Source organism: Proteus sp. G2674 (genome assembly GCF_009915195.1).
GTDB lineage: Bacteria > Pseudomonadota > Gammaproteobacteria > Enterobacterales > Enterobacteriaceae > Proteus > Proteus mirabilis.
In genome coordinates, this window is record NZ_JAABLS010000012.1 from 65,475 (window position 1) to 88,563 (window position 23,089).

General features: G+C 37.8%; 18 protein-coding genes, 1 tRNA gene and 1 pseudogene. 13 read left to right on the forward strand and 7 right to left on the reverse strand.

Translation table 11 applies throughout. The annotated features are described in order from the left end of the window. Window positions 1-40 precede the first annotated feature (40 nt). From GWI58_RS03935 to GWI58_RS03955, 5 genes are all read right to left on the reverse strand, one after another. Window positions 41-1,348, reverse strand: coding sequence for an AAA family ATPase (locus GWI58_RS03935; protein WP_004250215.1), 1,308 nt, complete (start codon window positions 1,346-1,348; stop codon window positions 41-43). Beyond that, window positions 1,348-2,301 (reverse strand): reverse transcriptase domain-containing protein, encoded by a 954-nt coding sequence (locus tag GWI58_RS03940; protein WP_004250214.1) that lies wholly within the window; start codon window positions 2,299-2,301, stop codon window positions 1,348-1,350. Before GWI58_RS03940 ends, GWI58_RS03935 begins: the two co-directional genes overlap by 1 nt. A 210-nt stretch (window positions 2,302-2,511) precedes the next feature. After that, window positions 2,512-3,936 (reverse strand): bifunctional D-glycero-beta-D-manno-heptose-7-phosphate kinase/D-glycero-beta-D-manno-heptose 1-phosphate adenylyltransferase HldE, encoded by a 1,425-nt coding sequence (hldE, locus tag GWI58_RS03945; RefSeq protein ID WP_036905068.1) that lies wholly within the window; start codon window positions 3,934-3,936, stop codon window positions 2,512-2,514. A 100-nt stretch (window positions 3,937-4,036) separates the two neighbouring features. Then, entirely contained in the window at window positions 4,037-6,871 is a 2,835-nt protein-coding gene (glnE, locus tag GWI58_RS03950; protein ID WP_064506273.1) for a bifunctional [glutamate--ammonia ligase]-adenylyl-L-tyrosine phosphorylase/[glutamate--ammonia-ligase] adenylyltransferase, read from the reverse strand. A gap of 24 nt (window positions 6,872-6,895) precedes the next feature. Then, window positions 6,896-7,819, reverse strand: coding sequence for a CYTH domain-containing protein (locus tag GWI58_RS03955; RefSeq protein ID WP_094959273.1), 924 nt, complete (start codon window positions 7,817-7,819; stop codon window positions 6,896-6,898). A 219-nt stretch (window positions 7,820-8,038) separates the two neighbouring features. On the opposite strand from GWI58_RS03955, the gene GWI58_RS03960 reads away from it, so the two are divergent. Continuing rightward, window positions 8,039-8,659 (forward strand): TIGR04211 family SH3 domain-containing protein, encoded by a 621-nt coding sequence (locus tag GWI58_RS03960; protein ID WP_012368329.1) that lies wholly within the window; start codon window positions 8,039-8,041, stop codon window positions 8,657-8,659. Between the two features lie 27 nt (window positions 8,660-8,686). Continuing rightward, entirely contained in the window at window positions 8,687-9,910 is a 1,224-nt protein-coding gene (locus tag GWI58_RS03965; protein WP_094959274.1) for a multifunctional CCA addition/repair protein, read from the forward strand. A 19-nt stretch (window positions 9,911-9,929) separates the two neighbouring features. Here GWI58_RS03965 and folB read toward each other — a convergent pair whose 3' ends face one another. Further along, a complete protein-coding gene (gene folB / locus GWI58_RS03970) occupies window positions 9,930-10,280 on the reverse strand; it encodes a bifunctional dihydroneopterin aldolase/7,8-dihydroneopterin epimerase (RefSeq protein WP_004245575.1) in 351 nt (116 codons plus the stop codon). Between the two features lie 104 nt (window positions 10,281-10,384). Between folB and plsY the strand changes: the two genes are divergently transcribed. From plsY to GWI58_RS03995, 5 genes are all read left to right on the forward strand, one after another. Next, window positions 10,385-11,041, forward strand: coding sequence for a glycerol-3-phosphate 1-O-acyltransferase PlsY (plsY, locus tag GWI58_RS03975; RefSeq protein WP_004245577.1), 657 nt, complete (start codon window positions 10,385-10,387; stop codon window positions 11,039-11,041). Between the two features lie 370 nt (window positions 11,042-11,411). Continuing rightward, on the forward strand, window positions 11,412-12,110 hold the full coding sequence (locus GWI58_RS03980; RefSeq protein WP_094959276.1) for an RraA family protein: 699 nt from the start codon (window positions 11,412-11,414) through the stop codon (window positions 12,108-12,110). A 19-nt stretch (window positions 12,111-12,129) separates the two neighbouring features. After that, window positions 12,130-12,654 carry a prephenate dehydratase domain-containing protein gene (locus GWI58_RS03985; RefSeq protein ID WP_094959277.1) on the forward strand — a complete coding sequence of 175 codons (525 nt, stop codon included), beginning with the start codon at window positions 12,130-12,132 and terminating at the stop codon, window positions 12,652-12,654. A 70-nt stretch (window positions 12,655-12,724) separates the two neighbouring features. Further along, window positions 12,725-13,123, forward strand: coding sequence for a cupin domain-containing protein (locus GWI58_RS03990; protein ID WP_004245582.1), 399 nt, complete (start codon window positions 12,725-12,727; stop codon window positions 13,121-13,123). 59 nt (window positions 13,124-13,182) lie between these two features. Then, window positions 13,183-14,589 carry a 3-deoxy-7-phosphoheptulonate synthase class II gene (locus GWI58_RS03995; protein WP_094959278.1) on the forward strand — a complete coding sequence of 469 codons (1,407 nt, stop codon included), beginning with the start codon at window positions 13,183-13,185 and terminating at the stop codon, window positions 14,587-14,589. A 69-nt stretch (window positions 14,590-14,658) separates the two neighbouring features. Here GWI58_RS03995 and tsaD read toward each other — a convergent pair whose 3' ends face one another. After that, window positions 14,659-15,681 carry a tRNA (adenosine(37)-N6)-threonylcarbamoyltransferase complex transferase subunit TsaD gene (gene tsaD / locus GWI58_RS04000; RefSeq protein WP_020946207.1) on the reverse strand — a complete coding sequence of 341 codons (1,023 nt, stop codon included), beginning with the start codon at window positions 15,679-15,681 and terminating at the stop codon, window positions 14,659-14,661. A 342-nt stretch (window positions 15,682-16,023) separates the two neighbouring features. On the opposite strand from tsaD, the gene rpsU reads away from it, so the two are divergent. From rpsU to GWI58_RS04030, 6 genes and pseudogenes are all read left to right on the forward strand, one after another. Beyond that, complete coding sequence (gene rpsU, locus GWI58_RS04005) at window positions 16,024-16,239, forward strand: 30S ribosomal protein S21 (protein ID WP_001144069.1); 216 nt, start codon at window positions 16,024-16,026, stop codon at window positions 16,237-16,239. 113 nt (window positions 16,240-16,352) lie between these two features. Further along, window positions 16,353-18,101 carry a DNA primase gene (gene dnaG / locus GWI58_RS04010; RefSeq protein WP_161768912.1) on the forward strand — a complete coding sequence of 583 codons (1,749 nt, stop codon included), beginning with the start codon at window positions 16,353-16,355 and terminating at the stop codon, window positions 18,099-18,101. A 190-nt stretch (window positions 18,102-18,291) separates the two neighbouring features. Continuing rightward, window positions 18,292-20,148, forward strand: a complete 1,857-nt coding sequence (rpoD, locus tag GWI58_RS04015) for an RNA polymerase sigma factor RpoD (RefSeq protein ID WP_004245586.1) — start codon at window positions 18,292-18,294, stop codon at window positions 20,146-20,148. A gap of 382 nt (window positions 20,149-20,530) precedes the next feature. Continuing rightward, a tRNA-Ile gene (locus tag GWI58_RS04020) sits at window positions 20,531-20,607 on the forward strand. Window positions 20,608-21,084: 477 nt separating this feature from the next. Further along, window positions 21,085-21,840: a DNA-binding protein gene (locus GWI58_RS04025; RefSeq protein WP_094959280.1), complete on the forward strand. Its 756-nt coding sequence runs from the start codon at window positions 21,085-21,087 to the stop codon at window positions 21,838-21,840. A gap of 253 nt (window positions 21,841-22,093) precedes the next feature. Then, window positions 22,094-23,010, forward strand: a pseudogene (locus tag GWI58_RS04030) (bestrophin family protein). The last annotated feature ends 79 nt before the right edge of the window (window positions 23,011-23,089 follow it).

Below are 23,089 nucleotides of genomic sequence, written 5' to 3' on the forward strand. Positions count from 1 at the left end.
TGTGCCACATTCGGACAGGGTGTTTTCTCAAAAATAACTTTCATTTGTTAATAAATTCTCTTAGTTCGGCTATTGTTTGTTCTATTTTATCTTCAAAATCAATATCGAGGATATTAAAAAAAGCTTCGTAACCAATATCTTTAATTACTGTTTTACAGTAATATTTACTTTTACAATTATCAACCCCGATTGAAGGTAAATTAAATCTATTATTTTCTTCAGTATATTTTCTAAAAAACTCATCTTCTATATCTAAAAATGGACTATATAAGATATTATCTCCAGATACTTTACCTCGAGAGTCACCATCTAAAAAAGAAATCATATGTTTACTTTCACAAATAAAGTTTTCCCGCTTATTTCTTCTCATAAAATCTATAACATTTGAAGCACCACCTATATAAATAATCTTTACTGATTTATTTGTATCAATTTTAGAAATTAATCTTTTTAAATAAATTTCCAACATTATATCTTCTGTTAGAATATATTTATCATAATCTTTAAAACCAAAAAGCTCACCCACAATATAACTATATGAGACTTCTCTCATAATTAGCCTGGAATTAATATTCTCTAAATAAAATATAGACTCACCAACCTGTTGATATAACACTCTCATAATAGGAAGAGAATGTGTTGTAAATATTATTTTTTTCTTATATTTATCACACAAATTATTGAGGGCTTGTATTAATCTAACTTGAGCAGAGGCATCAAGAGAAATATCAATTTCATCTACAACAATTAATTTACAATCAGAAGTTACTGTCTTATATAGATTTATTACAAAGTACTCTCCAGAGCTAAAATAATCCTCTCTAATATATCTATATCCATCAAGAGGAAGAAAATAATACTTATTACCTCTTATTATTACCTCTTTGAGTGATGAGAATCTCTCTCCTATATAGATTTGGCTCAAAAAATAAATTATTTCTATATTTTTATTAAACTCTCCCTTAATATAACTCTCTCTTAATTCTTTATCAATATTACCTAAAACAGGAAAATTAGAGAAACGTTTTCCATAAGGAATAGGGAGTTCAACATTTAAAAAACTTTCATCAATAATATCTTTTGAATCAATTTCTCCGTTATTACAATAATAATGATAATTGTTTTTATTTATAGATATTGTTATATTAGTTTCTTTATTTATACTGAAAATTGAAGATGTCTTATTTAAGACACTTATATCTTTTAATAAGCATAATGATTTTACTATAGATGTTTTCCCTATTCCATTCCGGCCAGTTATACAAATTAAATTCCTATTGGAAAAATCGAAATCTAATAAAACATTATTAATGTGTTGTAATGATTTAATGTTTAGTGATATAAACATCACAAATCACCTTTATTTTTAATTAATTTATTAATTATTGAATTACCATATTTACGTCTTAGCTTATTTATATAAACTGGATCAACACCTAATGCATAAGATAATTTTCCAGCTAAAGAAAATATTGCACTCATTTCATCCATTTCTGAAAACTTGACAAATTTATCTTTATTATTAATAAGAAAAAATATTTTAACTTCTATCTCTTTTTTTAACTGACGACTTATCGAAAGAGTTCCTACAGGGGAAATGCTTATACCTAATATATTCCTTTCAAATTTTTTTGTTATTATTTTTGTTTTTTTATCATTTAAATGAAATACATTATCCTGATTATAATTCAATATATTATTAATCTCTTGGTTAATTGAATTCTTATCTAAGTTATTTTTACCTGATAAAATAATATCATCCGCATATCTTGTATATATTAAATCGTTATTTTTAGCAAAACAATCTATTTTACAATCAATATCATACATAACAAAATTACTTATAGCTGGTGATGACGAAAAACCTATAGGTAGTTTTTTATCTATAGTAACTAACTCTAATATTCTAGATAAATGAACCATTACATCATTTGTATCTAAAAAAGAAATATCTTTTACTTTTTCTATTATTTTATTTTTTATTAAGTCATAGCCTATAGATGGAAAAAAATTTTCAATATCTGTTTTATATATATAATTATTAAACCTATGAGGAGAAATACAATCTACTACATTAACTCCTTTTCGATAAGAGTAAACTAAATCTTTTCTAAACTCTATATTTTCAAAAATAAATTTAGATAAAAATAGTTGAATTGTTTTTAATTCATCACTGATTGAATAACATTTTTTATTATTAAAATTAAATTCTTTAATATGATCATTTAAAGATAATGTATAAAATTGTTCGAAACTTTCTTTTCCATTAAAATAAAAATTAAAGACTTCCTCTAATTTCATATTCTTTCCCCCTATATATTAGAAAGGGTGAAGAATCTCTCTTCACCCTTTCTAATATATTTATACTGCCTTTAGGGACTCCCTTTATGACTGGAGATAACTCGCTAGTCAGGAGTATGGTTATATTATAGCCATTTCCAACATAAACGGCAAGTACATCCAACAAAAGCACTCATTAGAGTGCCCTTTCAATTATAATAAACAGCTTAATTATTTCTTTTTAATGGCATTAATAATATTAGTTGTGGAAATACCATCTTCAAAATTAAGTACTTTCACTTCACCACCCGCAGCCCACACCTCTTTACTGCCAGCAATGTCTTCGGGTTTATAATCGCCACCTTTTACTAAAATATCAGGCAATACTGATGCAATTAAACGCTGTGGGGTATCTTCTTCAAACGCGACAACCCAATCAACTGCCCCTAACGCGCCTAATACGGTCATTCGTTGCTCTAATGGGTTTACTGGGCGACTTTCACCTTTTAATCGTTTAGTTGATGCATCACTATTTACCGCAACAATCAGGCGATCACCCAATTTACGTGCATTAGCTAAATAACTAACATGCCCAGCATGAAGAATATCAAAACAACCATTTGTCATCACTATGCGCTCACCACGTTGACGCGCTAAAGCAACCGCTTGTTTGAGTTGTGACTCTTCCATAATACCAAAGCCGTTATCAGCACGCCCGCGAATAGCATTTTCAAGCTCAATAGGAGAAACCGTTGACGTTCCCAGTTTCCCCACAACCACACCAGCCGCAGCGTTGGCAAGAAAGCACGCTTCCGCTAATGGTTTGCCTGCAGCTAACGCAGTAGCAAGCACGCCGATAACCGTATCTCCCGCCCCTGTCACATCATAAACTTCTTGTGCTTGAGTGGGTAAATGCAATGGCGCTTCATTGGCTTGTAATAAACTCATGCCCCGCTCTGAACGAGTGATCAATAGTGCATCAAGTGCTAAATCTTTTACTAGTTGAGTGCCCTTTTCTACTAGCTCATCATCTGTATGACAAACGCCCACCACTTGCTCAAATTCTGACATATTCGGTGTTAAGAGTGTGGCACCACGGTAGCGTTCAAAATCACTGCCTTTAGGATCGATTAGTACCGGCACACCTGCTTTTTTAGCTAATTGGATCATTTGCTGTACGTGAGAAAGTGCACCTTTAGCATAATCCGATAAAATTAAGGCACCAATTGAGGGTAATGCTTGTTGAATACGCTCATAAATTGGCTCTGGAGAGACATTGCTAAATCCCTCTTCAAAATCAAGGCGGATAAGTTGTTGGTTACGTGATAGGACACGTAATTTAGTAATAGTTGGATGTGTCGCAATAGAGACGAAATCACAACGCACATTAACCTGACTTAATGTATTGCTTAATGCTTTTGCCGCTTCATCGATGCCGGTTAACCCCACTAAACGAGAATTAGCCCCTAAAGAAGCAATATTCATTGCAACGTTAGCTGCACCACCCGGACGCTCTTCTATGGTATCTACTTTTACCACAGGCACTGGTGCTTCTGGTGAGATCCGACTTGTAGGACCATACCAATAACGGTCTAACATGACGTCACCGACAACCAGCACATTGGCTTTATTAAAATCCGGCAGCGTTACTTTCATCCCATACTCCACATTATTTTCAAAAATAAGCCGAAATAATACCATAACTTGTTACGCAAAAAGCGAAACTCATCAGAATAGTGTGAACAAAAAAGAGCGTTTATTCATCTAACCATTTTTGTTTACTACTCAATACCCATTGCCGTTCTGTGATAAAACAATGTTCATCAACAACCGCAGGTAATGTTTGTAATGCAAGATGATGAAGCTCATTACGTAAGGTGACATAAGCTTGAGTTAATAACTGAGCCTCTTGTTCACTCATCACTTGGTATTTTGCCATTAATTCCAAAATTCGCACATTATCAGACCAACGGGTCAAAGCCGGATATTGATGTGAAAAGCGCAATACCAAATATTGTGCGATAAACTCAATATCAGTGATCCCCCCTGATGAGGCTTTTAAATCAAATGTATTGCTTTGAGTGGGTGCCAAATGCTGTACCATTTTTTGGCGCATCTCACGCACTTCCTGCTGTAGCACTGTTGCGTTACGTGCTAAACATAGTGTTTCATGGCGAGTACGAGCAAACATCTGCTGTAATTGGTCATCGCCATAAATCATTCTTGCACGAATTAATGCTTGATGCTCCCAAGTCCAAGCTTCATTTTTCTGGTACTCATCAAAAGCTTGAATAGTGCTTACCAACATACCTGATTCACCAGAAGGACGTAAGCGTGCATCTACTTCATATAACACACCGGAAGAGGTTCTGGTGCTAAATAGATGAATAATACGCTGCGCTAAACGTAAATAGAATTGGCGAGCATCAATCTGTTTGGCCCCCGTTGTCAGAATATTCATTGGGCAATCTAATAAAAAAACCAAATCTAAATCAGAACTATACCCTAATTCCCAGCCCCCTAATTTGCCATACCCAACGACCGCAAAACCTAAGCCGTCTCGTTGCGCTAAATGCGCAGGCTCCCCATAGCGTTTCACCATATAGGACCATGCTTGGTGAACAACGGCATGGATAATGGCTTCCGCTAAATAGGTTAGGTGATCGCTGACTTTCATCACCGGTAATACCCCTGCAATATCCTCTGCGGCAATACGCAATAGCTGGGCTTGTTTAAATTGGCGTAATGCTTCTAAACGTTGCTCTTCATCTTCTTCTGGCACACGCAATAAATATTGACGTAATTCGTCCTGATAGGCATTTAATGGTAATGGTTGATAGAGGGAATGAGGATCGAGTAATTCATCCAATAATAATGGATGTCGTGTTAATTGTTCAGCAATCATCGGTGATGCAGCACATAAGCGCACTACGTGGGTTAATACCTCATCAGACTCTTGCATTAACTCTAGATAAGTGGTTCGACTTACAATGCCCAATAACAACGGAGTGATACGCTGTAAGATCACCAACGCTTGTGGTTGAAGGCACACTTTAGCCAATAACTTAGGCATTAGCGCATCAAGCACGTCACGCCCTCTAGGCCCTATAGTACGTTTACTGATATCTTGGCGAAACAGTTGCAGTGTTTGACAAATAGCTTGCCTATCTTCTGCCGTTAGCCCTTGATGAAAAAGCGTTGCGCTATCAGGTAAACGCCCTAATAACCATAATCGCTTAAATTCGCTGACATCTTCTTCATCTTCATTTTCATCATCTTCGCCAATTAATTGCGTAAAAATAACGGAAACAGCCTGCATTTTTTGGTTAATTTGTTGATAGAGCATTTGCCAATCGTCAAATCCCATCGCAAACGCCAGTCGTGCCTTATCTTCAAGATTGTCAGGTAACGTTTGTGTTTGTTGATCCGCAATAGATTGAAGAAGATTTTCTAATCGACGTAAGAAAAGATAGCTATCTGCTAACTGTGATGTTTCTTGTGCAGACAGTAATTCCAATTTAGCAATGACATTAAGCACTGTTAATAGTGAATGACTTTGTAGCTCAGGCTCTCTACCGCCTCGAATTAATTGAAAAACCTGAGTAATAAATTCAATTTCACGTATCCCCCCCGCTCCAAGCTTTATATTATCAATCATCCCTCGACGACGTACTTCACGACTTATCATCGATTTCATATTACGAAGAGATTGGATCACACTAAAATCGATATAGCGACGATAAACGAAAGGGCGCAACATTTGGCGTAAGATTTGGCAATACTCTTTTTTTTCTGCCCCCAAAACACGCGCTTTTACCATTGCATAGCGCTCCCAATCACGTCCTTGCTCTTGATAATAATCTTCAAGCGCGGCAAAGCTCATCACTAAGGGGCCACTTTCGCCAAAAGGACGTAAACGCATATCTACACGATAAACAAAACCATCCATTGTATGTTGATCTAACACTTTAATCAGTTTTTGCCCTAATCGGGTAAAAAACTGAGCATTATCTAATTCACGTCGCCCACCTTGAGTCACACCATTTTCAGGATAAGCAAAAATAAGATCGATATCAGAAGAGAAATTCAGTTCAAATCCACCTAACTTGCCCATTCCCAAAATAAGTAATGGCTGAGGTTTTCCCTCACTATCACAAGGCGTTCCCCATTGTTGGCAACATTGCTGATATAGCGTATCTTTGGCGACACTAATCAAGGTTTCCGCGAGTACACTCAATTGTTTGAGCGTACAGGGTGTATCACAGAGTTGGAAAAATTGTGACCAGGCAATACGCACTAATTGTTGATGACGGAACTGTCGTAAAATGGCCATCAAGTCATCTTCATTATCAACATGAGTGAGTTGTTGCTTTAATTGAGATGAGTAATTTTGCCACTCATCACTAACAGGTGGTGTTTGTCTGATTTCCGTTAACCAGTGAGGATTGACACGTAAATGCTCGGTCGCAAAGGGGCTAAAGGCAAAAAATTGCTGCTCTCGCTCACTAAAAGGGGCAAGCTCGTTGAGCTTTGTAGAAAACGTGCATTGTGCTTTATCCCATAATTGTTGAAACACACTGTTAGCAGACATAATAAACTCTCAATTGTCAGAAAATTAAGCGATAGCCAGCAACCACGCCATTGCAGATAATTTAAAATTCAGCCATAACACATGATAATAATCCGTTGCGCGGGTAAAGGATAACAACGAAAGATTATCGAGTGCTTGCTGCATTGATTCAGGTAACTGAGGCTGCTTTTTACACCAATCAGAAAACAGTGCTAGCATAGCGGGCATGGTGAGTGTTGGTGGCGTCGGATTAGCAAAAATAGCTTCTTCTAACGCTTGAATAGCCGCTAACCACTTAGTCAGTTGTTCCGCTATTGTGTCATTAGGTGCAAGATTGACCACACTTAACGATAATGCGGGCTTATCTTTAGCAAGATAATAACCACGGGCAGCTTTACTGCGTGAAGCAAGTCGTAATCCCCCTTGCACACCTAAAAAAGTCGCCAAAGCAATCACATCCGCCACTTGGCCTTTTTTTAGCTCCAGTTCAAACTCTTCAATAGGTAATTCATATTGCGCTGTACGAATAGTGCCTTTATCTAGCACCACTTCAATTTGGCTCTCTAAATAATCCACCAGCCAAATTTCACGATGAAAATCGGTATGAAAAAGAACCTTTAATTGTGCTTGTAATGCCGTTAAATCGGTATTATCTGGCCAAATTTCTGCGGGAAAACGGGTTAAATCGAGGGTTGGCTCATTTAATGTCACATTATATTCTGGACGTTGATGTAACCCCGCAACCACTTTACCCGCTGTTTTAATTGTCATTTCATAATGAGAGTCAATGCCACGGATACGTAGCCCCATGTCCCAATTACGCATCTGATTATCGGAGGTTTCAAAGTAAAGATTAGTCAATTTATGCGGTGGTGTATGCTGGTATGGCAAAGTCAGAATGCGCTGAATAATCTGAGGAATAGCGGCAGGTATCGCACTAAGTTTGAGTTCGGTTTCTAATTGGCTCATTCTATTTCCCTTAAGTAAATCAATCGATTAGTAAAATATTTAACGCATTGTTATTTCGCAAATGGTAGTCTATTCACAATAATGAATAAAAGGCAGATTACCCCTATATTCTATCAGTTAAGACTGTTCTCATTCTGGTTTACTATTTGCTTACGCAAACTTTACTCTTTAGTATCAGTAAAAATATTCTCTTGTATAGATAAAAAAGTTGAAAACATAATGCGAAAATTACCTTTACTTTTTCTTTCCTTACTTGGCTTAGGCGTTTCTCTGAGCTCACACGCAGAAACTCGTTATGTTTCCGATGAATTATCCACCTATGTTCACAGTGGCCCTGGTAATCAATACCGTATTGTTGGTTCATTAAGTTCAGGAGCAACAGTTACGGTACTTTCTCGTAATGCCGCTACAGGTTATGTGCAAATCAAAGACGATAAAGATCGGACAGTTTGGTTACCAGAAAATCAATTAAGTACACAACCGAGTATGCGCACTCGCATTCCGGCTATGGAAAAAGAGATCCAAACCCTACGCGATAAATTAGCGAATATCGACCAAAGCTGGAACCAGCGCACAATTGACATGCAAAATAAAGTGTCAAACAGCGATGAAATTATCAATGGTTTGAAAAAAGAAAATGAGCAGATGAGAACAAAATTAGCGGTTGCTGAGAAAAAACTCGATTTTGCTAATCAACAATTAGATGATAGACAGCGTGATATCATCTTACAGTGGTTTATGTATGGTGGTGGTGTTGCCGGTGCTGGTCTTATTTTGGGTTTAATATTGCCACATATTATTCCTCGTCGCCGTAAGCGTAATGACCGTTGGATGAATTAATCACAGGCAATTAAGGATCAAGATCCCGTGAAAATCTATCTTGTTGGTGGTGCTGTGCGCGACCAACTATTAAATTTACCGGTAAAAGACAGAGATTGGGTAGTGGTTGGCGCAACGCCAAAGACACTATTACAACAAGGCTACCAACAAGTGGGTAAAGATTTTCCGGTCTTTCTTCACCCTGATACTCACGAGGAGTACGCTTTAGCGCGTACCGAACGAAAATCAGGCTCAGGTTACACGGGATTTACCTGCTATGCAGCCCCTGATGTGACCTTAGAAGATGATTTGCAACGGCGTGATTTAACCATTAACGCCATTGCTTACTCTGCTAAAGGTGAATATATCGATCCCTATCATGGCATTGATGATATTCATGCCAAATTACTGCGCCATGTTTCTGATGCATTTAGTGAAGATCCATTAAGGGTGCTACGTGTCGCTCGTTTTGCGGCTCGTTTTGCTCCTTTAGGTTTTACAATAGCGCCGGAGACGATGTCATTGATGCAAGAGATGACAAACAGTGGTGAATTAAATGCCCTCACTGCTGAACGAGTGTGGAAAGAAACGGAAAAAGCACTTCACAGCCAAGCCCCACAAGTCTATTTTGAGATCTTACATCAATGTGGCGCTCTAAAAATACTTTTCCCTGAAATTAATGCACTCTTTGGCGTTCCTGCCCCTAAAAAGTGGCATCCTGAGATTGATACGGGTATTCATACCATGATGGTATTAGCCATGGCCAGCCGGTTGACTGACGATATCGCGGTACGTTTTAGCGCACTTTGTCATGATCTTGGTAAAGGTGTTACCCCGGTAGAAAATTGGCCTCACCATCATGGACATGGCCCTGCGGGTGTTCCTTTAGTTGAGGCTCTGTGCCAACGTTATCGTATTCCTAACCAGATACGTGATCTCGCCAAACTGGCAGCCAAATATCACGATCATCTCCACCGCATAGAAAGAATGCGCCCCTCAAAAATAATTCGACTTTTCGATGCGATTGATGCTTGGCGCAAACCAGAACGCATCGATCAACTCGCTATAATTAGCGAGGCCGATGCAAGGGGACGCCAAGGATCAGAAAATTTGCCTTATCCCCAAGGAATATTTTTTCGTCAAGCCTTTAAGATTGCCAATCAAGTTGATGTTAAATCAATTGTCAGTCGTGGTTTAAAAGGCAGTGCCATACGAGAAGCATTAACTAAACAAAGAGAAGTCGCGATAATAGAATGGAAATCGCGACTTTAACTATTGTGTGTGGCAAATATTAAGCGTAACGCTCAATAATCACCCCGACGTTGGCGGCTTGTGCTATCGCCCCTGGTTTAGCTAATTTTATTTTGACTCGTGGTACAGAAAACTGAGTTATCAGTAGCTGTGCCACTTCTTCAGCAACACGCTCGACTAATTCAAAACGTCGCTTTTCCACATACTCTATTATGGCGTGACTGACACTGGCATAATCTAAACAGTGAGCAACATCATCGGTTTGGGATGCGCGCTTATTATCCCACTCCATTTCGATATCGAACACTAACTTTTGCTTAATGGTTTTTTCCCAATCATAAACACCGATTGTGGTTATTACTGATAATTGTTCAATAAATACGATATCCATCACGTCATCTCTTATTTTTTCTGCTCATCGGATACCACTTCCGATGAAATATGCGTATTATCCATACATGTCTAACGAACGTTCATCAACATTGGAGAATACAAATGAGTGCTAACGCACTTGGAATGATCATCTTCGCCTATTTGTGCGGCTCAATCTCCAGCGCGATTTTGATTTGCCGACTGGCAAGACTCCCTGATCCAAGAAAATTTGGCTCTGGTAATCCTGGCGCCACCAATGTGCTACGTATTGGTGGTAAACTTGCAGCGGCATCTGTGCTTATCTGTGACGTCCTAAAAGGGATGATCCCCGTTTGGCTCGCCTATTACCTAAATGTGCCTCCCTTTTATCTCGGTATTGTCGCAATAGCGGCTTGTCTAGGCCATATTTACCCTGTTTTTTTCCACTTTAAAGGCGGAAAAGGGGTTGCTACTGCATTTGGCTCTATCGCTGCTATTGGTTGGGATCTTAGCGGACTGATTGCGGGAACATGGCTACTAACTGTTTTACTCAGTGGCTATTCCTCACTGGGTGCTATTATCAGTGCATTGCTTGCCCCATTTTATGTCTGGTGGTTTAAACCCGAATTCACTTATCCCGTTGCACTATTATCATGCTTAGTACTTTACCGTCATCATGACAATATTCAACGTTTATGGCGAGGACAAGAGAGTCGCATTTGGCATAAGCTGAAAAAAAAGACAGAGAAAACAGATAAAGAGATAATCCAAGAAGCCAAAGAGCAAGAAAAAGAAGATTAACGCTTATCCTTATTAAAAAAAGGTCATTTATTAACTAAGTGACCTTTTTAATTTGATAATAAAATTCTATTATAAAATATAAATAAATTAAAAATAATCACACATAAAAAAAACACCTTTTTTATATTCGAAAAATGAAAATAATAAATAACATTATTAATAACACCCTTCTATATTTAGATTAAATATATCAACATTGGTTTTATTTATTACAAAAAAAACATTAAAAATAAAAATCTTAAATAAGATAAACTTATATAAAAAATCAAATTTAACGAAATAAATAGCTTGAAAAAAAACCAACTTACATCTATTAATTAATAACCATAAAAAAATAATCATTTAACTCTGTGAAACATTGGAGTTCACCATGCTACAAAAAATATCTGCCAATAAAATTGCATTAATAAAAAGAATGCAACTTAGTACTCCTACATTAGTCGATATTCTCGATAGTTTAGGAAAAACCATTGTATTAAATAGTCAATTAAAAAGTATTAACCTAGAAAACTTTTATTCTATTGGACAAGCTTATACTGTGCAATGGAAATTAATTAGAAAACAAAAATCTATTTTAGATAAACAACCTTCTACGTGGGAACAAGTTAGTTCTTTTTTAGTCCCTGAAATAACAGATGCAAAAGGATTATTCTATATAGCCGGAGGACATGAACTAATAACCGAAGCAGCACTTGCAGGAGGCATGAGTTGTACTTATTTTGAAAAATTAGGCTTTGAAGGAGTTATTTTAGGGGGAGCGGTACGAGACAAGAAAGATCTCTCCAATCTAACCATTCCAGTCATTGCCACCAATCTTACTCCTACAGATACACAAGGCGCTTATTTTGTCAGTGAGACTGGCACTCAATGCACCATTGAGCATGCCACAATCTGTAGTGGTGATTTAGTGATATCCGACCCTAATGGCACCGTGATTATCCCTTTTTCACTCGTCGATAATGTTCTAGAAGAAGCGATTAAGATAGATAGTATTGAAAATAACATGCTAGAAAAAATCAAACATGGACAACGTTTACCAGAACTTATCAATATAACGGGACGTATATAATAAATAAAGGTGACTGACCATGATAAATATTCATACATTGGGTCCTGCAGGAACAAACTGTGAGAAAGCCGCTTATTATTGGCTAAATAAAAATAATCAACAAGGAAATATTATTCTTCACCCTACATTAGAAACCGCAGTAAAAGAAATGGAGGTAAGCCAAAATAGTATTCTATTAGGTTGTATTGTTTATCCGTTTTTACACAATATTGTTTTTAATAATCTCTCTTTTATCAAATTAACAGATTGTTTTGTTATGGATACCCATAACATGCTATTTGCTAGCCGATTTAATAATATTAAGGAGATAAAAAAGTTAGGTTCTCATCCCGCACCACAAGATCTATTTAGAAAAATAACAGAACTCGATAATATTGAAAGAGTTCTTTTTAATTCAAATAGTGAAGCAGCACTTCAATGTGGTTTAGGGCGAGTAGATGGCTGTATTACCACACTTAGTGCAGCTAAAAAATATCATTTAAATATTTTATATGATTTTGGCCCTGTCCCTATGGGATTTTCTATTCATGCAAAATTAAATTAAGCAATTAATTACATCACAACAATCAAAACATTAATTATCTAGTCTCTCGGTTAATAAAAAGGAAAAAACTATGAGCTTATATTTATCTAGTGAAATGATCTCTTATGATATGGATCTAAATAGAAACGAAGGCGAAGAAAGTAAAATTCAAGCTAAATTTATTCATGGTTCTAATTTTACAATGGCATTTTGGACATTTAAAACTAATGCCATTATTCCTGAACATAAACATGAACATGAAACTGCCACATCCATACTAAAAGGCTCTTTGAAACTGACGGTAAATAACCGCATTGTTTATTTACATGCTGGCGACTCTTTTATTATTCCCTCATGGGCCGTTCATCACGCAATTGCTTTAGAGCCTTCTGAGGTTATTGATGTCTATACCCCCGTTAGAGAAGACTATGTTGCAAGGCAAAATGGCGTCATTAAAACCTATTTAGAAACATCTCAACCCCAAGGATAACAAAAAGCGAGGATCACCTCGCTTTTTCTATTCTTACTATAATCGCAGGAGCACTTTCTATGTTTAGCACCTATAATATTGATGTTTTAACAGAACAAAACCATCAATATTTACCAATAGAAAACACTCTATCATTACAGAATATATTTTCCATCTCTTGGCACCCATCATTATGGAAATCTTTACCCGCCAAGCAACTCCCTGAATACCCAGATATACATGCCTTAAATTATTGCAAAGAAAAGCTTAAGCATTATCCCCCGCTAATTTTAGCTTCCGAAATCAGAGCATTTAAAAATTTATTAAAACTTGTTGCAAATGGTGAAGCTTTTCTTCTGCAAGGAGGAGACTGTGCAGAATCTTTTGATGATTGCCAAGCCACTATTATCCGTGATTTAACATTCACTTTATCGCAAATGTCCGCATTAATTGAACAATCAACGGGATTGCCGGTGATTAAATTAGGTCGTATGGCTGGACAATACGCTAAACCTCGTAGCCAAGCATTTGAAACACAAAATGGCTTAACTTTACCCAGCTATCGAGGAGAAATTATTAATGGTCTTGATTTTTCAGTTAAAAGTAGAGAGCCAGATCCGATTAGAATGATAACTGCCTATCATCATTCAGCAGCGACCTTAAATCTGTTACGTGCGATGAATTATACACAATATACTAAGCAACAATGGGCCTTGGATATTAACGCTCATCCTGGCTCTACAGAGCCTGAGCATTATTTCCATTTGCTAGAACAACTCTATCATTCACAACATCATATTATTAATAAACAGCCCGATACCTCTTCTTATTATGTTAGTCATGAAGCTTTGTTACTGCATTATGAGGAATCGATGACTCGTCAAGATTCCAGTGATAACAAATGGTATAACTGTTCAGCACATATGGTTTGGGTAGGAGAACGAACAACCGATATTGATCATGCCCATATCGAGTACCTACGAGGTATTGAAAACCCTATCGGTATAAAATGTAGCACCAGAATGTCAGGAGAAAAACTGATTAAGCTAATAGATACTCTTAACCCGAGCAATGAAGTTGGAAAAATTATCTTAATCATTCGCGCGGGTAAAGATGCTATTCATGCATATCTTCCGGAATTAGTAAAAACAGTAAAGGAACATCAACGTGCGGTTATTTGGCAAATAGATCCGATGCACGGCAATACACAATCAGCAAATGACAGTATGAAAACCCGACATTTCAATGATATTGTTGAAGAAACTCGTGCTTTTATTCATATTTTACATGAGATGGGCATACAGGCTGGGGGGATACATTTAGAAATGACCGGACAAGAAGTCACTGAATGTACTGGAGGATTACAACAAATTCGACACACTGACCTAAGTCATGGTTATCAAACTTTATGTGACCCTCGCCTTAACCGGACACAATCATTAGAGTTAGCCTTCTTGATTGGACGGCATTGGCATAATTCACTTTAATTGTAACCAAACATAAGTGCTTAGTACTTAAGCCAAGCACTTATCATTACCAACACCGCCAATGGCTAATCATTCATCCGCTAAAGCAGGTAATTCAGCTAAAGGCCAACGCGGTCTCACTGTCACCCCTAAAGGCCCTTCGGTACCACCTTTAAAACGGATCATCCCCGCCAAAGCAATCATGGCACCATTATCGGTACATAACTCAGGGCGAGCATAAAACACTTCCCCTCCGAGTTGTTCCATTATCATTGCCATTTTGGCGCGTAAAGTACGGTTAGCACTTACCCCCCCCGCCATCACTAAGCGTTTAAAGCCTGTTTGCTCTAATGCTCGACGACATTTTATTGCCAGAGTATCTACTACGGCATCTTCAAAAGCACGCGCAATATCTGCTCGAGTTTGCTCTGAATCATCGTTTTGACGAATAGTATTAGCGGCAAAGGTTTTTAAACCAGAGAAACTAAAGTCGAGTCCGGGTCTGTCTGTCATAGGGCGAGGAAAAACAAAACGTCCTTCTACACCTTGTTGTGCCATTTTTGATAAAACAGGGCCGCCGGGATAATCAAGCCCCAATAGCTTGGCTGTTTTATCAAATGCTTCACCGGCAGCATCATCAATAGACTCACCTAACAGGGTATATTCCCCAATCCCTGTTACACTAATTAATTGTGTATGCCCCCCCGAGACAAGTAACGCCACAAAAGGAAAATCTGGCGTTTTCTCTTCAAGCATCGGTGCTAATAAATGCCCTTCCATATGGTGAACTGGAATAGCAGGCACATCCCATGCAAACGCCAGAGAACGACCAATAGTCGCCCCCACCAGCAATGCCCCTACCAGCCCTGGTCCTGCAGTATAAGCGACCGCATCAATATCTTTTGCAGTTAAATTTGCTTCTTTAAGGGCGGCTTGGATCAGTGGCACTGTTTTGCGGATATGATCTCGTGAAGCAAGCTCGGGAACAACACCACCATAGTCGGCGTGCAGTTTTATTTGGCTATAGAGTTGATTCGCTAACAGACCGGCTTTATCATCGTAAATTGCGATACCGGTTTCATCGCAAGATGTTTCAATACCTAAAACTCGCATGACGCTTCCAAATTCTTCCTCGCGCAATGGCGTAATGGATCGATTGTAGCATTATTTCGCTAATTTAATACGCTTTCGCCACAACTTTTACATACCAGTATGTGACAAATTTCTTTTTCTGGTCTATAATTATCCACCTATTTTACATGATTTAAATGTGTGGTTAGCAACTATCACGTTGTGTTTTGAATAAATTAAGACACAAAAGTGAGAGTTTGCGTTTCAATTTTGTGCATCTCTTTACAAAGTGCCCTGCTTTGAAGTAAAATTCCGCACCATTTTAAATGTCGGCTGGCTAAAATCATGCCAGCACAAACCGATTTCTATTGAGGTGAGAGGCACATGCCGGTAATCAAAGTACGTGAAAACGAGCCATTTGACGTTGCTCTTCGTCGTTTCAAACGCTCTTGCGAAAAAGCAGGCGTATTAGCAGAAGTTCGTCGTCGTGAATTTTATGAAAAACCAACGACTGAGCGTAAACGCGCTAAAGCATCAGCAGTAAAACGTCACGCTAAAAAATTAGCTCGCGAAAACGCACGTCGTACTCGTCTGTACTAATATTTTGCGGCTGATACCGCAATTTATGCAGACACTGTAGTCGCAGTTAAAAGGCCGTGCTTTCTTATGAGAGCGCGGCTTATTCTCGTTCAACAACAGGCGTAAAAGGGCTTATGGCTGGACGAATTCCACGTTCATTTATCAATGATTTATTAGCACGAACCGATATCATCGATCTTATCGACGCTCGTGTGCCGCTTAAAAAACAAGGCAAAAATCATTCAGCGTGTTGTCCGTTTCATAATGAAAAAACGCCCTCTTTTACAGTAAATAGCGACAAACAGTTTTATCACTGTTTTGGTTGCGGTGCGCATGGCAATGCTATTGATTTTTTGATGAACTACGACAGACTTGATTTTGTCGAAACCATTGAAGAGTTAGCAGCAATGCATGGGTTAGAAGTTCCTTATGAATCAGGAACTGGCAGTAGCCCGATTGAGCGACATATAAGACAAAATCTCTATCAAGTGATGGAGAAATTGAATCAGTATTACAAAAGCACCCTCAATACCCCTGACGCTCAGGAAGCAAGAAATTATCTTGCGCATCGCGGGCTAAGTGAAGAGGTTATTACCCGCTTTTCTATCGGCTTTGTACCTACGGGTTGGGACAATATCCTAAAACGTTTTGGGCAAAATCCCGATACTCAAGCCCTGTTACTTGAAGCAGGAATGGTAATAACAAACGATAAAGGTCGCACTTATGACCGTTTTCGTCAGCGCGTTATGTTTCCGATTAGAGACAGACGAGGTCGTGTTATTGCATTTGGTGGACGTGTATTAGGTGATGATTTACCCAAATACTTAAACTCCCCAGAAACAGAGATTTTCCATAAAGGCCGCCAACTTTACGGGCTTTATGAAGCACAACAGACGCACCCTAACTCAGCTAAGTTATTAGTGGTTGAAGGTTATATGGATGTTGTGGCATTAGCGCAGTTTGGTATTGATTATGCTGTCGCCTCGTTGGGTACATCAACAACCGCAGAGCATATCCAGTTGCTGTTTAGAACTACGGATAACGTTATTTGCTGCTATGATGGTGATAGAGCAGGACGAGATGCCGCATGGCGAGCATTAGAAACTGCACTGCCTTTTTTAAACGATGGCCGTTCTTTACGTTTTATGTTTTTACCTGAAGGCGATGATCCTGATTCACTGGTTCGCCGCGAAGGGAAAGAGGCATTTGAAAAACGAATGGAACAAGCACACTCTTTATCTGAGTTTTTATTTGATTCGCTGGTTCCACAAGTGGATTTGAGCACCCAAGAAGGCAATGGCAAACTCTATAGTTTAGCGCGCCCATTAATTGATCAGATCCCAAGTGAGACTTTACGTCTATATTTATTAAGAGAGCTTGGAAATTTAACGGGAAATCCCGATATTGAGCAGATGGATCGTTTATTTGGTAGAAACTCGCTACATCACGAAACATCGTATCAACCGACAAAACTACGTACTACACCAATGCGTATTTTAATTGCCTTGTTGATACAAAATCCCGAGTTTTGCCAATTAGTACCACCGCTTGAGGGGCTAAATACAGAAAAAATAGCGGGTTTATCGCTTTTTATTGAATTAGTTTCTCTTTGCCAAGCACAGCCAGGCTTGAATACAGGTCAGATTATCGAACTCTATCGAGAGAATAAATTCGGTAAACAACTTGAAAAACTGGCGATGTGGAACGATATAGATATAGATGAGATAGCTGAAAAAACATTTACAGATACGTTAGATCATCTCTTTTTAACCGCAATGGATGAACGTTTAAACGCCCTCATTGCCAAAGAGAGAACTGAAGGTCTAACACAAAATGAACGCGAAGAAGTCCAATTGATAATACAGGCTCGCGTTAAAAAGTAAAACCTAAATTAAGATTAAAAACACGGCTTAATTGCCGCTATCGGTAGGTATAAAAAATAACCTACATTTGCTACGCTGAGGGGATCGTAGCAATCGACAATGAAAATGCCCCTCCGTAGTTATTGTTGGCTGAACCGTTTATCGCCGACCGACACCAACCCAAATTACTTTGAAGTGTGGATACCGTCTTATGGAGCAAAACCCGCAGTCACAGCTGAAGCTACTTGTTACGAAAGGTAAGGAGCAAGGCTACCTGACCTATGCTGAGGTCAATGACCATCTGCCGGAAGATATCGTCGATTCAGATCAAATCGAAGACATCATCCAGATGATTAACGACATGGGCATTCAGGTCATGGAAGAAGCACCTGATGCCGATGATCTGATGTTGGCAGAAAATTCAAATGACACTGATGATGATGCTGTCGAAGCCGCTGCTCAGGTACTTTCTAGTGTAGAATCTGAAATTGGCCGTACAACCGATCCTGTGCGTATGTATATGCGCGAAATGGGAACCGTTGAACTGCTCACCCGGGAAGGTGAAATTGATATCGCGAAACGCATTGAAGATGGTATTAACCAAGTTCAATGCTCAGTTGCTGAATATCCTGAAGCAATCACTTATCTTCTTGAACAATATGATCGTGTTGAAGCAGGTGAAGCGCGTCTTTCTGATTTAATTACAGCCTTTATTGACCCTAATGCCGAAGAGGTGGCAGAAAGTGATGATGTCAATTTAGGCAAAGACGACGATGAAATCGACAACAGCGCCGATGACGAAGATGAAGACGAAGATGAAGATAGCGACACAGACAGCGATAGCGATGATGATAACAGCATCGATCCTGAACTTGCTCGCCAAAAATTCACCGAGCTACGTGAACAGTACGAAAAAACGCGTCAATCTATTAAGGCCAAAGGTCGTAATCATAAAGATACCGAACTGGAAATTTTACAGTTATCAGAAATTTTCAAACAGTTCCGCTTAGTGCCAAAACAGTTTGATTATCTGGTTAACAACATGCGTGAAATGATGGACAGAGTCCGTGCTCAAGAGCGTCACATCATGCGTCTTTGTGTTGATCAGGTCAAAATGCCTAAGAAAAACTTCATTACTCTGTTTACAGGAAATGAAACTAACGACACATGGTTTACTGCCGCTCGTGCGATGAATAAACCTTGGTCTGAAAAACTGGCAGGTATTGAAGAAGAAGTACAACGTAGCTTACAAAAGTTACAGCAAATTGAAGTTGAAACAGGACTGACAATCGAACAGGTTAAAGATATTAACCGTCGTATGTCTATCGGTGAAGCAAAAGCACGCCGTGCGAAAAAAGAGATGGTCGAAGCGAACTTACGTTTAGTTATCTCTATCGCGAAAAAATATACCAACCGTGGCCTACAGTTCCTTGACCTGATCCAGGAAGGGAATATTGGTCTAATGAAAGCGGTTGATAAATTTGAATATCGTCGTGGTTATAAGTTCTCAACTTATGCAACATGGTGGATCCGTCAGGCTATTACTCGTTCAATCGCCGATCAGGCACGTACCATTCGTATTCCGGTACATATGATTGAAACGATTAATAAGCTAAACCGTATCTCACGTCAAATGTTGCAAGAGATGGGACGTGAGCCTTCACCAGAAGAGCTTGCAGAACGTATGTTAATGCCTGAAGATAAAATCCGTAAGGTACTAAAAATCGCTAAAGAGCCTATCTCCATGGAAACCCCAATTGGTGACGATGAAGATTCACATTTAGGTGATTTTATCGAGGATACTACCCTCGAATTACCTCTGGATTCAGCAACATCAGAAAGCTTACGTTCAGCGACACACGAAGTATTAGGTGGTTTAACACTGCGTGAAGCTAAAGTCCTGCGTATGCGCTTTGGTATCGATATGAATACCGACCATACATTGGAAGAAGTGGGTAAACAATTTGATGTTACCCGTGAACGTATCCGTCAGATTGAAGCGAAAGCGTTGCGTAAATTACGCCACCCAAGCCGTTCTGAAGTGCTACGTAGCTTCCTTGATGAATAATCAATCTCTTTGATTTTGGTAGTAATACAAACGCCTGTGCCTCACAGGCGTTTTTTATTATCCGGTCTAAACCATATCTGTTTTCAGCGCTGATAATTTGCTTTTATCATCCCTATTCTTTTTTGGTCTATCTTAAGTAACCGTTATCGTTTTCGCTAAAAATCTGCTGATTTTTTCTATCTCTATTTACAAAAAATCACCCTTTTATTTTTACCCTTGTCTATTTTTTACTCATCAAGTCTTTCTTTTTAGACTATCTCATTGAAATAAAAGATTATTATTTGATTTATTTTTTCTGCTCTATATTGAACACAAATTGCGCATACAGTCACACAAAGGCTAGACCTCGCCTCAAATGGCACGTATAATCTCACACCATTAAGGCCCCTTAGCTCAGTTGGTTAGAGCAGTCGACTCATAATCGATTGGTCACTGGTTCAAGTCCAGTAGGGGCCACCAAATTTTAGCTGTTAAATCAGCATATTAAGCCACTTCTTAGTAAGTGGCTTTTTTATATCTAATAGTCATTGCCCCCTTTTTGTCCTCTGAGATTTTTTGCTGCCCTAATTTTTTCCGTGATATGCTACGACGACTTTTATTTTCTCAAAGTATGTCATGCTAATTTTCCCCAATATATTTGTAATTCATTTCAGTTTCAAAAATCTATATATAGCCACCCGCTTAACGGACTGTTCGCCAGCACCCGGAAGCGCATCACCAAACCGACCATGTAGTTTAGTGTATTTGTGACAAACTGTGCTCAGTATATACAGATCCCCCTCCTTACTACTGACGAAATTTGATGGAGATGTAGGTAAATCGTTCCAATATAAAAACCAGATTTTTGTTTTTTTAACTACATAAAAAATATAATTAATTTAAGGTAAGTATTATATTATTATAAAAAATTGTAATTATTATTTTATAAGGGTCGGTATGTATTTTTTTCTTGGTTTTTTGTTATTTCTAATTGTTTTGATGGTTATTTGCAGGATTAGAGTTTTATGGTTGGCAAGAAAAAACACAATAACTGAAAAGGATTTTAAAACCTTCAAAGAGTATAACAATATTGAAGACTATGAAAAAGAAGCAAAGCAAGCTGTTTATGCAGCAACAATAAGCAAAACTCTTTTTGAAAAATGCCAATGTCTCATAACCTTAATAACAATGCTTGAATCCCTACACACTGATTATGAAAAATATGAAAAAGTAAATCCGTTATTAATGGAGCTATTACGCAAAAAATTTACTTTTACATACTCCGCTTTCATTACTATCTATCCAGAACCCATCGAAGAAAGCGGGCTAGAACGATTTAGTTTAATTAATTCAAAAAAATACTGTCCAGAATATGTATGGAAACATATTCTCAAATCCGCTATTTATACCAATGAAGAATTGGATGACTATTTTGGGTCGCAGGAATTACCCCCACTGGAGCGGATGTGTACAGATATGGATTTATATAACGAGTTTAAAGGCACGGTTTTATTTGATGAAGTGATCGGGTGCTATGTTGATGAAGAAAACGAAGGATCTCAAATTTTTGATAATGAGGTTTATTCTGTTACCGAAGAACAGTTACGCCAGTGGCTAGATGAAGAGCTTGCATTTCTGAGTTATGTCACTGAAGGCCTTTTGAATATTTGTATTGAATACATAAGAAAAGAGAATGGAATTATAAGGGTTTGAAGTGATGGACAAAACAAACTTAAAAATCTTAAGTTTTTTTGAAAATACCCCATTGGTTCACCATTTGAATTATTCCCTTTCTGAAGATGAGGAAAGAAATTAAGTGTATTATGAAAGTCTGAACTTTCGGGCTGGGCTATATCAACTATATTGTTGATATAACAACCTTAATCTTTCAATAGAATTAATTAGATTATTATTTATTTTATTGCGATAATAACTTAACAAACTTTCTTTTTATATCACTACTATTATGGTCATACGTCCTAATCAACACTGGTTTTTTCGGTTATTTGATTGGCACGGTTCAGTGCTATCAAAAATAATCTTTCGCTTATGTCTTAATATTGCAATGTCTATTATCGCTATTTTGGTTTATCAATGGTATGAATTATTAGGTATTCATTTAACTGTTGCCCCATTTAGTTTATTAGTATTGCTATCGCAATATTTCTTGGTTTTAGAAATAATGCAAGTTATAGCCGACTTGTGGAGGCAAGAACATTATGGGGAAATATGTTAATTACCCATCGCAACATATTAAGAAATATAAAAGCCTTATTACCGGAAGATAAACAATTTAATCGTGACTTTTCTAATCTACTTATTGCTTTTAGTTGGAGTCTAAAACATGAGCTAAGAAAAACAAACCCAATGGTCGATCTCTATCGCCTCTTACCCCGACCTTTATTTGATGAGATAATGAATAGCCCTTACCCCACTAATCGGATTTTATTACATATTGGCCTAAAAATTGGCGAATTGCGAGATAACAAAGTAATAAGTGATGTTATCTTTCAATCAATTAATAAAGATATTAATAACTTATCTGATGTATTGGGTGGCTGTGAACGTATTTCAAATACTCCTGTACCTTTTGCCTATACGCTCATATTGCAACGTACGGTATATCTATTCTGTGCTCTGCTACCTTTTGCATTGGTTGCCGATCTCCACTATATGACGCCATTTGTTTCCGTATTTATCTCTTATACTTTTTTATCTTGGGACTCATTAGCTGAAGAATTAGAAGATCCATTCGGTGTTTCTGCCAATGACTTACCATTAAATGCAATATGTAACACCATAGAAAGGAATTTATTAGAGATGCAAGATATCACTCCACTCCCCATCAGAGTTAAACCTGACCAATATTATAATTTATTGTAATTAATAAAATAAAAACAAATAAAAAAGGCAGTGTTAATTAATAACACTGCCTTTTTTATTAACAATACATTTTTTATGT

Bases quoted from the DNA above. Each gene is read 5' to 3' on its own strand.
- plsY (WP_004245577.1), top strand. From the start codon at position 10,385: ATGAGTGCTAACGCACTTGGAATGATCATCTTCGCCTATTTGTGCGGC.
- folB (WP_004245575.1), bottom strand. From the start codon at position 10,280: ATGGATATCGTATTTATTGAACAATTATCAGTAATAACCACAATCGGT.
- GWI58_RS04025 (WP_094959280.1), top strand. From the start codon at position 21,085: ATGTATTTTTTTCTTGGTTTTTTGTTATTTCTAATTGTTTTGATGGTT.
- GWI58_RS03985 (WP_094959277.1), top strand. From the start codon at position 12,130: ATGATAAATATTCATACATTGGGTCCTGCAGGAACAAACTGTGAGAAA.
- GWI58_RS03960 (WP_012368329.1), top strand. From the start codon at position 8,039: ATGCGAAAATTACCTTTACTTTTTCTTTCCTTACTTGGCTTAGGCGTT.
- GWI58_RS03990 (WP_004245582.1), top strand. From the start codon at position 12,725: ATGAGCTTATATTTATCTAGTGAAATGATCTCTTATGATATGGATCTA.
- glnE (WP_064506273.1), bottom strand. From the start codon at position 6,871: ATGTCTGCTAACAGTGTGTTTCAACAATTATGGGATAAAGCACAATGC.
- GWI58_RS03940 (WP_004250214.1), bottom strand. From the start codon at position 2,301: ATGAAATTAGAGGAAGTCTTTAATTTTTATTTTAATGGAAAAGAAAGT.
- hldE (WP_036905068.1), bottom strand. From the start codon at position 3,936: ATGAAAGTAACGCTGCCGGATTTTAATAAAGCCAATGTGCTGGTTGTC.
- GWI58_RS03955 (WP_094959273.1), bottom strand. From the start codon at position 7,819: ATGAGCCAATTAGAAACCGAACTCAAACTTAGTGCGATACCTGCCGCT.
- rpsU (WP_001144069.1), top strand. From the start codon at position 16,024: ATGCCGGTAATCAAAGTACGTGAAAACGAGCCATTTGACGTTGCTCTT.
- rpoD (WP_004245586.1), top strand. From the start codon at position 18,292: ATGGAGCAAAACCCGCAGTCACAGCTGAAGCTACTTGTTACGAAAGGT.
- dnaG (WP_161768912.1), top strand. From the start codon at position 16,353: ATGGCTGGACGAATTCCACGTTCATTTATCAATGATTTATTAGCACGA.
- tsaD (WP_020946207.1), bottom strand. From the start codon at position 15,681: ATGCGAGTTTTAGGTATTGAAACATCTTGCGATGAAACCGGTATCGCA.
- GWI58_RS03995 (WP_094959278.1), top strand. From the start codon at position 13,183: ATGTTTAGCACCTATAATATTGATGTTTTAACAGAACAAAACCATCAA.
- GWI58_RS03980 (WP_094959276.1), top strand. From the start codon at position 11,412: ATGCTACAAAAAATATCTGCCAATAAAATTGCATTAATAAAAAGAATG.
- GWI58_RS03935 (WP_004250215.1), bottom strand. From the start codon at position 1,348: ATGTTTATATCACTAAACATTAAATCATTACAACACATTAATAATGTT.